This is a genomic window from Levilactobacillus sp. HBUAS70063 (genome assembly GCF_038374745.1).
Taxonomy (GTDB): domain Bacteria; phylum Bacillota; class Bacilli; order Lactobacillales; family Lactobacillaceae; genus Levilactobacillus.
Map to the genome: position 1 here is coordinate 1 of NZ_JBANSM010000002.1, position 12952 is coordinate 12952.

Annotated in this window: 7 protein-coding genes and 2 pseudogenes; 6 read left to right on the forward strand and 3 right to left on the reverse strand. The window is 42.5% G+C overall.

Translation table 11 applies throughout. The features are described from left to right. Positions 1-166 precede the first annotated feature (166 nt). The gene (locus V8I28_RS02925; RefSeq protein ID WP_341778634.1) at positions 167-1603 is read left to right on the forward strand and encodes a hypothetical protein; all 1437 of its coding nucleotides are present in this window, start codon (positions 167-169) and stop codon (positions 1601-1603) included. 639 nt (positions 1604-2242) lie between these two features. On the opposite strand, the gene V8I28_RS02930 is transcribed toward V8I28_RS02925, so the two are convergent. Beyond that, the gene (locus V8I28_RS02930) at positions 2243-3751 is read right to left on the reverse strand and encodes a hypothetical protein (RefSeq protein ID WP_341778635.1); all 1509 of its coding nucleotides are present in this window, start codon (positions 3749-3751) and stop codon (positions 2243-2245) included. Then, complete coding sequence (locus V8I28_RS02935) at positions 3741-4823, reverse strand: hypothetical protein (protein ID WP_341778636.1); 1083 nt, start codon at positions 4821-4823, stop codon at positions 3741-3743. Before V8I28_RS02935 ends, V8I28_RS02930 begins: the two co-directional genes overlap by 11 nt. Positions 4824-5256: 433 nt before the next feature. Between V8I28_RS02935 and V8I28_RS02940 the strand changes: the two are divergent. Continuing rightward, positions 5257-5814 (forward strand): annotated as a pseudogene (locus V8I28_RS02940) (reverse transcriptase domain-containing protein); the annotation flags it as partial. A gap of 479 nt (positions 5815-6293) precedes the next feature. Then, the gene (locus V8I28_RS02945; RefSeq protein ID WP_341778637.1) at positions 6294-7814 is read left to right on the forward strand and encodes a reverse transcriptase/maturase family protein; all 1521 of its coding nucleotides are present in this window, start codon (positions 6294-6296) and stop codon (positions 7812-7814) included. Positions 7815-7907: 93 nt separating this feature from the next. On the opposite strand, the pseudogene V8I28_RS13095 reads toward V8I28_RS02945, so the two are convergent. Continuing rightward, positions 7908-7985, reverse strand: a pseudogene (locus tag V8I28_RS13095) (DUF5776 domain-containing protein); the annotation flags it as partial. Positions 7986-8169: 184 nt separating this feature from the next. On the opposite strand from V8I28_RS13095, the gene V8I28_RS02950 reads away from it, so the two are divergent. From V8I28_RS02950 to V8I28_RS02960, 3 genes are all read left to right on the forward strand, one after another. Further along, on the forward strand, positions 8170-9504 hold the full coding sequence (locus tag V8I28_RS02950; RefSeq protein ID WP_341778638.1) for an RNA-guided endonuclease InsQ/TnpB family protein: 1335 nt from the start codon (positions 8170-8172) through the stop codon (positions 9502-9504). A 1021-nt stretch (positions 9505-10525) separates the two neighbouring features. Then, the gene (locus V8I28_RS02955; RefSeq protein WP_341778639.1) at positions 10526-11983 is read left to right on the forward strand and encodes an S-layer protein; all 1458 of its coding nucleotides are present in this window, start codon (positions 10526-10528) and stop codon (positions 11981-11983) included. 270 nt (positions 11984-12253) lie between these two features. Continuing rightward, on the forward strand, positions 12254-12460 hold the full coding sequence (locus V8I28_RS02960; RefSeq protein WP_341778640.1) for a hypothetical protein: 207 nt from the start codon (positions 12254-12256) through the stop codon (positions 12458-12460). Positions 12461-12952 lie beyond the last annotated feature (492 nt).

The following is a 12952-nucleotide window of genomic DNA, read 5'->3' on the forward strand; positions in this document are numbered from 1 at the left end:
TGTGCTAGTGCGCCACGTTGAAAACGTGATAAAGTAGATGTACCCAAAGTAATCACTCCCTATATTGGTTGGAATTAGCTACTACCATTGTAAGTGATTGCTTTGGGCTTTTTAATTTCTGTTCGGATTAATTATAGAATTTGCCAGTTTAAAGAAATCACTTTACTTGGGCCTCGCTGCTTTAAGCTTTGCCTCAGTTGCCGCAGTTTCAACTACTGCTTCAGCTAAGTCATATGCTAAGGCCGGTGCCTACACGACTTTAACGGCTGACGCTACTAAGCGTAACGTTGAAGCAACTGGTTCAAATGCTTTATACACTAAGCCAGGTACTGTTAAGGGTGCTAAGGTTGTCGCTTCTAAGAAGGTTATGACTACTTTAGCTACTTCAAAGAAGTCAGCTAACTACTTCCGTGCTTACGGCCAAAAGGTTACTAACCGTGGTTCAGTTTACTACCGTGTTGTAACGATGGACGGTAAGTACCGTGGTTACGTTTACGGTGGTAAGACTGAAGGCACTTTTGCTGGTGGTGTTAAGTCCGCTGAAACGACTACTAAGGCTGCTTTGCCTACTAACAAGACGGTTTACTTTGCAAACCCTGGTACTACTAATGTTACCTGGACTGCTCCTAAGTACACCCAATACAAGGCATCTAAGAACGTTTTGAACACCACTCCATTTGCTGGTGACACTTTAACTATTACTGATGCTGCTACTAAGACCCGTGAAGGTTCACTTTACTACTATGTTAAGGATGCACAACACCCTTCAGTAAGTGGCTGGATCTACAGCAAGGCTGTTACTTCTGATGCTTCAGTTGCATACAACCAAGCAACTGACGTTAAGATTAACTTCGTAGCTACTGATGGTACTGTCGTTAAGTCAACTACTTTGACTAAGTTACACGCTAACGACAACAAGACTAACGCTGCTTCTACGACTGAACTTGCAAACGCTAAGGGTACTGCCGTTGGATTTGACGTTAAGGCCCAAGCTACTGATTCTTGGGGTGCTACCCAATTAAAGGGTACTGGCTATGACTACAGCGCAGAATTAGCTGCTAACCAATCCGCTTTACTTGCTGCTAAGACTGGTGATGTTGTTAGCTTAAGTGTTACTAAGGGTACTCAAGCTGTTCAAAGCATCAATGCTTGGACTCAAGACGGCACGAACAATCCTGTTAAGTTAACTGCTGCTCCTTCTGATCTTACTACTATCACGAGCAACTGGAAGACTACGGTTACCTTCCCTACCTTAAGTGCTGCATTCGCTGGTGCTAATGGTGCTAACTACTCAGCTACCGACGTTGCTAACTTCTTGACTACTAACAAGGCCAACAAGTTGAACTCTGTCGATTACGCTAAGGATGCTGATGGTAACATCGTTTCTACTAAGGATGCTAAGGCACTTGGTACTGACGGTAAGACGGTTGCATCTGATACTAACCCTGTTCAAGTTTACCACACTGAATACACGTTGACTTCAGGTGTTGCTGGCACTTACACTACTGATGGTACTGCATCTGCCTTCTACAACACTGTAAACGAAGTTAAGGGTTCCGGTGTTGCTACCGATAACTCTGGTTCAAACAGTGTCTTCGCTTAATGTTAATTTAAGTTGAATGTATAGAAGAGTCGGGCCTTAGGGCCTGACTCTTTTTTTATTGAGTAATTGTCAAATAAAGGGGCTCTTTGTCAACCGGTGTTGATGGGGAGAATTTGAGAGGTTCAATTTATTTACGAATTGGGCCTCTTTTTTGGACCCGAATATTGAATTCAATCTGTATTCTGTAGTGGAAGTTAGGTAAGCACCCAATAACCGACCGTATTGAATTGTAGTAAAAAGAGAAGGCCCGTTCTCGATTTTTGAGAACGGGCCTTCTCTTCCATGCTTCAAGCGGCTATTGCGTTTAAACTGCTACTTTTATTATAGGACTGTCGATAATTCCATGGTAAATAAGCTTCCAGATCAGTCATTTTCGCAAAATCTGGCAGTTGGGGGGATTCAGAAGGTAGGTCTCGTAATCACGCAGATTGATGCCATTTATTTTGGCTGATTCAATTAGCGTCATCCAAATTGCCGTAGCCTCAGCTCCGGCGGGACTGGTACTGAAGAGCCAATTGTTTCGGCCAATCACAAAACTCTTCGTGTTCACGTTACGTTCTGGGACGTTATTGCGAAAGCAATCAAACTATACACGACAATTTTTTGCAAATAATGATAATAACATTTTCACATACAATATCACTTGTTCAGCGTGCCAACTACTCCGTTATTAAGATTGATTAGCTTCTTAAACTTGATATTACTTTCTTGATTGGTCGCAACGATTATTTGAAATTCGGAAAAGGAACTTGTGATCATTGCGAGCAACATTTGTAGATTGTCGGTATCCATTTCAGATGAAGCCGGAGAGTCAAAAATTAACGGTACTTTGATGTCATAAGAGTCTTGTAAGTATTTTAGTACGCCTAGTCGGTAGGCAATTACTGTTAGGCTACGTTTTGCACCGGACTCACTGATCTTATTTATTAATAATTGGTTCTTTCTGAGATTAATCGATGCAGATAAGTTAACTTTATTAGCGAGTAGAACAATTTCATTCCAAATGGCGGAATAAGCAGAAGTCTTTTTGATGTCGTCGTTGAAGTCAGACTTGCGTTTCTTGGCAGCGGTATCAATGTCAATAGTAGCAGCCTTGGCGTCTGATAAAACGATGCCAGAGGAACCAAGTAAGTCGGTTAAATGCTTAAAGTTATTCTGTGTGCTGAACAGCTTCTCAGGTTCATCCTCGTCGGTTGGTGTTGAAATTAAAACTTCGCGTCTATCTCTGAGGCTATCTAATTTATGAGCCAAGTCAGCTTCAACACTATGATAGTATTTTTCAAATTCAGTTAAGCGAGTCTTTAAATGCTTATCTTGAAGGATATTATCTGGGGTAACATCTACATTCGCATTCCCAACCCTAACCTTGATAGAAAGCTTTTTGAGGAGTCGTTCAAAATTATCCTGATCTCTTAAACTAGAACTATAAATATTTCGTTTTTCTTTAACATGCCTCAACCTAAGTTCTAATTGGCTAATCTTATCGTTTAATTCCAAAATGTCGTCTTGAACCGTTTTAAGTTCGCTATGTTCATTAGGAGTGAGTGATTGGATGGATGTTAGCAGATTACTAAATCCAATGGTTTCGTTTCTGACTTTATTTAAATACTTTTGTTTTCTGAAGTAGTCTTCGTAATCAATGTTTCCCAATTCTGCAAGTAGAGTTTCAATTGATATCTTGTAAGAACGATCATTACCTAGTCTTTGGGTCACAATGTTTCGATTCCAAGCTTTATAACCACTATCTTGATCAAAATACATGAAACCTATTAACTGTGGCAGAATGCCTTTGGGGACGTTAGGAAATAAAAGCTTTAAAACTTCATTCTCATCATTAGGTAACATGAATTCTAATTTTTGGGGGGCATCTATTCCGGATGAATCAGGTGATAGAACTATACTATCTCCTCGGCGATTTATCGAATTGAAAGACGACTCTTTAAGTGTAATAAGTGTTTCTGAGTACGCGGATTTAAAGTGATTGGTTAAAGATACGTTGAAGCCGAGCCCCCAGATTAGGAATCTAATCAACGATGTTTTGCCTTTGGTATTTTTTCCGTTTGACGACATTAACGTGGTGGTATTGCTAAACGAGTATTTCTTTGAGGAAGCGTTGTCGTAAAGAACAGTGACAGTATCAATACGCATTTTTAATTTCCCCCTTGTTAAAAAGTCTGGACATTAGATCTCGCTCTTCCAGGCATCTGGCAAGGGCAAATCGTGTGAGTAAGCGCTGTTCACTTTCTGGCAGGTTATTGAGTTTAAAATATTTTAGATAGTTTTCAAGGTAGTGCTCCGTAAACTTTATAGCCTCATCATCTGAGTAAAAATAGTCATCTATGTTATCTAGTTCAAAATAATCAAGAACATCAGCTGTTAATTCCCGATTAAAGTCCTCCATGGAGATTGCATGTTCAATAGTATCAACGAAGCGATCGTACACTCGACTGATTTGTTTAGTATTGACTTTCTGTCCGAATAATTCATTACCAGAAAAAGTGTTATCAACCAGTGCGATTGCAAATAAAAATTCAGTTCGAGTAACTGGATCTTTTTGAGTTAAGTTAGTTTCTCCCTGTTTAATCCAGTGGTTACGAAGCCTTACGACACTGGTACTAAAACGATTTGCATCTAGGAAGTCTTTGATGAGTGAATCTAAGCTTGAAAAACGACGATCGCTCTTAAAATTTGTAAATCTATATGTTCCAATCGATAAATGATTAAGAAATTGGTAAAAAGATGAATCAAATTCTTCACTAGAAAGTTTAGTGATATCATCATCTTGACAATTTTGAAGGATTTCTCGAATAATTTTAACTTGTTGGGAAGTTAGTTCCGTACCTGAAATCTCACCATATTCATTTACACGGAAGTTAGTCTTCCCCCCTTTGCTTTTGCCTAGAGGATAAGGATAATTTACTAAATATTTAAATTCCGAATTATCTGGTTGTTTCAAATAAACCTCGAATAAGCCAGTGATTGCCGATGTTAACTTTACATTCCATCCAGTATTGTTGGCTTCATCTATATCAGTTTTGGCATATGATTTTGCTTGGCTGAAAATTACGTGACCATCTGATAGTGAAACTTCGACATCTTCTAAAGGACCCTCGAAGTTGATAGAGACAGTATTTTCAATATTATTGATGGCTAAAGATATAGCCGTGACAATTTGAAATTCCCATCCAAAGGCAGATGGATGTGCGCTTCTATCAACCATGTTGAACTTCCCCCTTTAGTACATATTCAAGCTTTATTCTATGCTCTTTAACATGACTTGAAAAGGCTAATAAGTGAATCTAAATGAACTTTTTACATAAATTAAAACGGCAGATAGTTGGGCTGTCGTTTTTGCGTATGCGCCCGGCATGGGCGCTAACTAGGCGGCGAAATTCCGCTGTGGGCCGTAGCAGTCGGAACCACGAGTCGAAGGCAAGTGTGTCCATCGCGAGGTGGAATCTGAAGGAAGAATACTGCGCTGATGTACAAGAAGCGGCTAGAAGGCTGAAAATGACTGGATGAGGTTGCACGTCAAACCGAAGTCCAATACTACTCGAAGTCATCATAGTAGAGCCGACAGCGACATGGTACGAAAACTAGCGTTCGTACCCCCGGGGAGGCCTGATTGATAAGTTCCCGACAAGAGGTGTGCTATACGCCACAGGAACAAGCGAGTCAGCGATGGCCCGTTGAAAGTAGGTCTGGAAGACCAAGGATACACTGGGGCGCGTAGTGCTTTCTCTGGTGAAGGTACGATGATAAGTGGCATTGAATTTTCGAAACGTGTTTTGGATCGAAATAATCTGAATCTAGCTTGTCTCCGAGTCAAAAGAAATAAAGGGGCAGCAGACCTTGGTGGCATGACTGTCGAAGACCTCTTACCCTACCTGAAAGAACATAAGGAAGAACTCATCAAACAGCTGGCACAAGGGACCTATAGGCCCTAACCGGTTAAACGAGTGGGAATTCCTAAGCCCAATGGCGGCAAGCGAAAACTTGGTATTCCTATGGTAGTTGATCGACTGGTTCAACAAGCCGTATCCTAAGTGATGACGCCAGTATTTGAGCAAGTGTTTTCAGAGAATAGTTTTGGCTTCCGACTAAATCGAGGGGCACACGAGACAATCAGCCGATTGACCTCACTTTATAATCAGGGCTATCACTATGTGGTGGGTCTAGACTTAAAAGCTTACTTCGATACGGTCAGCTATTAGGTGCCTACGATGAATCGGTTCGTTGTGTCAACGCTTAATTAACCGGAGAAAAATAGTTTCATGTTGACATATTGTCGCCGATGAATAATTATGATAAAATTAAGCTTGACGGGGCCTATTGGCCGTTTTTTAGGGGCTCTTCAATTGCGGTTTATACACCACTTCGGTGATTACCGCAAGCATTATTCCCACAAGTCGGAGATTCGACCAATCGGTCAACAGTTCTGAAAGTTGTTGTAGAATAATGTCCAATGTTTCAAACGTTGAAAGTATTGTAACTATATTCATTATAGGTTGCACTCCTTCATATTCATTATGCTTCATTTGGGAAATTTTCCTGGGTATTTAGTTCGGGAAAATTCGATATAAGAGTACAGACTCCGCGGCACAGGACAGTACTCGATAGTCTGCAGGCTCTACTTTATGTCGGTTCCCGTCCGACAAACGTAGGGCCCTGCTGCATTTCTGGGGGAATTATGGATATTGACGATTCGTTAAGGCGTTCGGCGGCAAGGAAATGTGTAAGTGCACATTCAAAAGGGTATCAGCACTTTGATCTTCCTTTGGGTAAAGCAGAAATAAAACAGTTGCTTAGCCCTGGTGAGCATTCTTTTATGACGCGAAAATTTGTTGAAAATTATCGACACTTTCCACTGATTCGATTTGATCAGCGGTTCAATAAGTATGGAAAAACCGATGACGATGATGGCAAGCACGTCTACATAAAGGTGCGCCCGATTTCAGTTACTTCCCATCATGAGGCGTTGTTGCTCAAGTATTATGCAGAGATGTTGAGTGCTAAATATGAAGCGTACATCCAAGCACAGGGAATTGCTGATGTGCCCATTGCCTATCGTAAAGGGCATAGTAATATTAGTGGCGCAAAGAAAGTATTCGATTTTATTTGGAAGAGCGAGAATGCTTGGATTATTAAAGGGGACTTCCACGCGTTCTTTGACTGCTTGGATCACCGAGTACTGTTGAGACAGGTTAAAACAGTTTTAACAGGAACGGAGAATGGTAGAATTCCGGAAGATTGGATGACCGTTATCAGACTCGTAACGAAGTATCGGACGGTTGAGCAAGACGAGTTGGAAAGGGTTTGTCGGGGGAGCATGGTCAAGTATCCCTATGCCCAATCAATTGCGCAATTTGGACAGAATGTCAAAGCTGGGAAGATACACGTCAGCAAGCCTAACAAACTCGGCATCCCGCAAGGAACGGCGATTAGCGCCGTACTGGCGAATGTTTATATGGTCAGATTTGATAAGCAAGTTCAGAATATGGCTGCGGAGTACGGAGGAATCTATCGAAGATACTCAGATGACTTTGTAGTCGTTGTTCCTAAAAGCCAATGCAGTCTTCCACAGGCTGAGCAATTACGGGACTTAGTGATTAATAAGAGCAAAAGAGATTTACGGGTTACTATCAACCGGGCAAAGACTAGATTATTGGATTATTCAAAGTCGTCCCAGCACGTGCTCGACGTTGCTAAGCGGTCTAGGCCGTACGACAAGCAGATTAGAAATTTTGATTATCTAGGATTTGAATTTACGGGAAAAACTGTGATTTTCCGCGCTAAGACGCTTTATAAGTTTCATTATCGGGGCGAGAAGGCGCTCGCCATTCTGGCAAGAGGGATGTTGGAAAGAAAGATTGTGAAGCTAGGATATGAGCAGGAGTATATCAATAGTAAGGTGACCATGGGCCAGATTAGACGCGCTACACAGAGAATTGCGGAAACAAAGGAGGCAATTGCGGGCGGCCATGGTGTTCGTGGTAGAAAGCGCTTTACGCAGATGTATTTGGTTCAAAAGCCACTACCTAAGAAGAACATGTACGCATATGCCGAGCGTGCTCAGAGAATTATGAGTGCCGAGATTCCAGGTGTGGATACGCTGTACGATGTGCATATCGAAAAAAAGATTCAGAAGGAAATATCAAGATTTCAGCGCTACTTTGGTGAGAAGCGTGATAGGGTGAATCGGTACTCTTGAAAAACCGATCTGAAGATGTAATCTTAATACTAAGAACCATTAAAACGGCAGCTGGTTGGGCTGTCGTTTTTGCGCTGGCTGAAGTTTTGCAGCTTACTTGAAAATCATGACTAATTTCTTGTTGGCTGTGATGTATTGACCGTTATTTAGCCTGAACCGAGTCATCAGGTTATACCGCCATTGCTACGAGTATGACTAAAATTCCATGGCAAATAAGCTTCCAGGTCTTCTGCTTTTGGAAATTCTGGTAGCTGTAGTATCTTTTCTTTACATAGGGTCAAAGAAGATTTGTCGTCAGCGATGAAGAATCTATGATAAGCTACTATTAAAACAACTCGAAAGAAGTTGAGTCGTTATGGCGAAGCGAAAACAAAAAAATGAAAAATCAATGAAAAGCTATCGGCTTCGGATCTATCCTAAAGTTGTGGAAGTCAGTAAGGGTACACATAAAACGGTTGATCAGACAGCGTTGATTGAAGAGACATTTGATGTGACCTGTTGGTTTTACAATCAGCTTTTGACGATTCAAAAACAACGCTATGCTGAAGACATCAATGTTAGAGTATCACGGAATGATTTTACGAAATTAGTGAGCGCCTATCGCAAAGCTAATCCTCGGTTGAAAGATGTTGATAGCACGGCATTACAGAATACTTGTGTCGCTTTAGTACGGGCGTATGATAATTTTTTCCAGAAACGCGCCAAATTTCCTAAGTTTCATAAACGTCGTTTTACCAACAGCTATACCGCCAGTGGGCGAATTGCTAAAACCACTGGTAAATCGAGCATTCATTTTACAAATGAGAATGGCGACTATCAAATCCGATTGCCCAAATTGGGGTTGGTTGATATTAAAGGATCTCGCTTCCCCACAGGGCCGATTAAAACCGCCACGATCACACATGAATCGACAGGACGTTATTATGTCTCAGTCCAAGTCGAACGAACTGAACTAAATCAAGAAAAACCATTACACCCTGTTTCCAAACGGGCAAACAATGCCGATATTGCGTTAACTGGCAAGGTCGTTGGCTTGGATATTAACATTCCACACATTGACTTCTCAGATGATCATCCAGTCAAAAGATTAGAACTAGAGACTCCTGAAGAAGCCAAGCACTTACGTTTGTGGGAAAGGCGGTTAGCTCGTCGGCGGCTAATCGCTAAACAAAAACAACAACAGCTTGATCATCAAGTTCAAGCAAAATTAGGTACGGACTCTGACTGGTACTGGTGGGAATCTAAGAGCTATCAAGAAGCAAAGCAACACGTGGCTAAGCTTAAAGCCCATCAGGCCCATCGTCGGGATTTGCTTTTTCAACGTTTTACGACTCAACTCATTCAGGAATACGATACGATTGTGGTTGAAGACTTAAGTGTCAACCGAATGCTAAAAGATCATCGGCATGCTAAGCATATCAGCGAAATCAGTCCCAATCGGTTCATTACTATGCTGGAATATAAGGCGAAGTGGCATGACGGCAAGCGGGTCATCCGGGTTGATCCGAAGTTTACATCGCAGACGTGCTATGATTGTGGATTTGTGATGGGGACTGAGGGTACTGAGAAGTTGGGACTCAATGTGCGTGAATGGACTTGCCCAAAGTGTCATGTTCATCATTTACGAGATAAAAATGCTGCACGAAATATCTTGAAGCGTGGACTTGATTCCATTAGCGAAGAGAGTTAATCTTTAGATATGCGGTCGACTCGATCGTTTCGGCTAATTCATTAGTCCGACGGCAGTTAAATAAGCGTGTTAGTCGTTGATTCTGACGCAGTGCTGTTCACTGTTAACCTAATGCAAATAAAGTGAGTGAATATATTTCATCAGGTTGTGACCTTACCTGTTTGCATAAGGTACGAACCTAGCCACATGGCCGAGGCTGATAAGAGCTAGGTTGTGACCTTACCTGTCTGCACAAGCTACGAACCTTGATAACTAAATCATAGGTTGCAATCCTATCCGTACTATCAAGATTTAATAATCATGAAATTTACATTAAATACAGAATGGATTTAGGGCTCGTTAAGCGTAAGCACCAAATAACTGACGGTCAATGATTAGTGTCCGTAACACGATATGATTAACTCATCGAATAAATTAAGGCTCTTTGTCAACCGGTGTTGATGGGGAGAATTTGAGAGGTTCAATTAACTTACGAATTGGGCCTCTTTTTTTGCCCCGAATATTGAATTCAATCTGTATTCTGTAGTGGAAGTTTGGTAAGCACCCAATAACCGACCGTATTGAATTGTAGTAAAAAGAGAAGGCCCGTCCTCGATTTTTGAGAACGGGCCTTCTCTTCCATGCTTCAAGCGGCTATTGCGTTTAAACTGCTACTTTTATTACAGGACTGTCGATAATTCCATGGTAAATAAGCTTCCAGATCAGTCATTTTCGCAAAATCTGGCAGTTGGGGAGATTCAGAAGGTAGGTCACGTAATCACGCGGATTGACGCCATTTATTTTGGCAAACTCAACTAGTTATTACCGAGGATGAATATGGGGGCAAAACGATTGTTCTAGGTAAACTCGCGTTCTCATGGTATGCTGTGAGAGTCAGGAAACTGGAAAATTATCCACATTTTGGCGGACCTAAAGTTTTGCTAAAGCTCACCAATTCGTGCTGTTTTCCTGCGCTTTCCTGGTATACTAGAAGCTGTTGTGAACATTTCACAATAAATAAGTTTCATCGGAGGAGAAATACATGCAAAGTAGCTTAAAGAACTCACTGTATCTGGGGTTAGCAGTGTTGAGTTTAGGGGCCGTTGCCGCGGTTAACACCACGGCTAGTGCCGCTTCCAGGGTTAAGGTCGTGTCTGACGTTACCTTGAAGACCGCTGGCGAGACCCGTAACGTTGAAGCAACGGGGACGAATGCTTTATACAACAAGCCGGGGACTGTCAGAGGCGCCAAACGGGTGGCTTCCAAGTCAACCATGAAGAAGATGGCCAACTCCAAGAAGTCCGCGGATTACTTCCGGGCTTACCGGGTTGCCAAGACCAACAAAGGTTTAGTGTACTACAAGGTTGTTTCCATGAACGGTAAGTACCGTGGTTACATCTACGGTGGTCGGAGCACGACCACCTTTGCCCGCGGGATTCAATCCGTTGACACGACTAAGACGGCTGCAATGCCAGCCAAGACGACCGGTTACCACTTGGCGAACGCTAAGAAGAACGGTCTTTGGACGGCACCTAAGAACACGCAGTACAAGGCCAAGAGTGTCAGTCTTTACGGTGCTGGCTCGAAGGATACGTTTACGGTATCTAAGGCCGAAACCAAGACGCGGGAAGGTAGCTTATACTACTACGTGACCGATGACCAGGACAACTCCATTGCCGGCTGGATTTACGCGGGTAAGGGCTACAAGGCAGACGCCACGACCCAAAATCTGGGTGGTTTAGCCTTGAAGGCGGCCGATGCTAAGGCCACGGTTGATAACAGTGTCACGGTTAACTACGTGGGCTCTAACGGGAACTCTGTAGGCACTTCAACGTTCGTGACGGCTGACAAGAACACGAAGCAAAACGACAAGGTCGGTACCGCGACTAACATGGCCGGGAATACGTTAGCTCAGTTCATTAATGATGGGGCTAACACGCCTGCTGGATACAAGGTTAAGACCGCGGCCACTGACGCTAGCGTTGCGTCGGCCGTGTACGGTGGGACCGTGTCGGTTAACGTCTACCAGGCAGCAACGTCGACGATTGCTTTCTACTTGCCATCTGCTAATGGCGTATCGAAGGGAGATCAATTGAACCCTGACGATTTTTCCAAGGGTAAGCCAGCTATCACGGCGGCCCAAGCAGCTGAGTTGACGGGGAACAGTAATGATACCGTTGTGACGACAACTAGTGGAACAACTAGCACGGTTATTGATGGCTTTTTCACCAAGAAGCTTTACTCCAAGCTGTTGAAGGCAACGTCTGATATGACGTTTGCCAATACAGCCGATAGTGCCAAGACAACCACGATTAAGAAGGGTGAAAGCTACTACATCACCTACACGTACAGTGCGGTTAAGACGGCGAAAGCCAATAGTAACACGAATAACTCTAGTAGCACTAAGTACGGTGATACCATTATTGCCGTTTTCGATCAACAAGCAACGGTCGCACCGGCCTTACCTGATGCGACTAACAGCGGCGTGACGAATTACTAAGATTTAACAGCATCAACTTGATTGCATAATGGATGAATGCTCCGGATCGGATGATCTGGAGCCTTTTTAGTGGGATGGAGTTGTAGTTGAAGTGCATATGGCGATTGTTATTGCTGCATCGATATTGGGCATAACCTTGAAAATCTATGATATTTCTATGGATAATTATCATTGACAATAATGGATTCAAGTTTAAAACGATAATTCTGAGTAAAGGTATAGGAACGTGTTATGCTGGGACAAAGATGACTAAGAAAAAGGGGTGTTAGTATGATTTCAAGCATGAGTTCTACGGTTATGAGTCAAGCGGGTCATGAGCTTATCTTTAATCGGAAGAATAAGAAGAATATTGCCGCGGTAGGTAAGGCAGCTGAGAATTTTGCAAAAGTTGAGGTGTATAAGGGACTCGTGATTGAACCTTCAACTAATGGTCCACGTAATTTGAAAGAAAAGTTGAAACTAGCGAATGGTTCTTAAAGAATCGATTGTAATAGACAATCCAACCTCGTTGATTTTATCCCCAGATCAAATCAATCAGTTCGATTGCACACCGCTGGATTTTGAACCAGCTCGCACTGATTCGAATCAGGCTTACGCAGATAACTATAGACAGATGAATAAACATCTACAGGCCTCGTTTCAGCAAAATGATCAGGGATCAGCGACCTATGTCATGTGTGGAGCTGGTAGCGGAAGCGTGATTGACTATTATACGATCACTATTGGATGCTATTGACAGAGCCAAGGATTTTTATAGCAGGTATGGATTTCTTAACCCTATACACAAGCTCATCAGAGAAAACGATTAATTCCCGTTGGATTAGCGACGAGCACAATTCCTGATGTATTGCGCTTTTCTACAGCGACGCAAGGTGAAAAGGATATCCAAAGAATGTTAGAGTCTACGTTGATAGTTTTTCAACGCTTCCCGGACTAGCAATATAATGCCATGTTAGACGTGCCGTACCA

Bases quoted from the DNA above. Each gene is read 5' to 3' on its own strand.
- V8I28_RS02930 (WP_341778635.1), bottom strand. From the start codon at position 3,751: ATGCGTATTGATACTGTCACTGTTCTTTACGACAACGCTTCCTCAAAG.
- V8I28_RS02935 (WP_341778636.1), bottom strand. From the start codon at position 4,823: ATGGTTGATAGAAGCGCACATCCATCTGCCTTTGGATGGGAATTTCAA.
- V8I28_RS02945 (WP_341778637.1), top strand. From the start codon at position 6,294: ATGGATATTGACGATTCGTTAAGGCGTTCGGCGGCAAGGAAATGTGTA.
- V8I28_RS02950 (WP_341778638.1), top strand. From the start codon at position 8,170: ATGGCGAAGCGAAAACAAAAAAATGAAAAATCAATGAAAAGCTATCGG.
- V8I28_RS02955 (WP_341778639.1), top strand. From the start codon at position 10,526: ATGCAAAGTAGCTTAAAGAACTCACTGTATCTGGGGTTAGCAGTGTTG.
- V8I28_RS02960 (WP_341778640.1), top strand. From the start codon at position 12,254: ATGATTTCAAGCATGAGTTCTACGGTTATGAGTCAAGCGGGTCATGAG.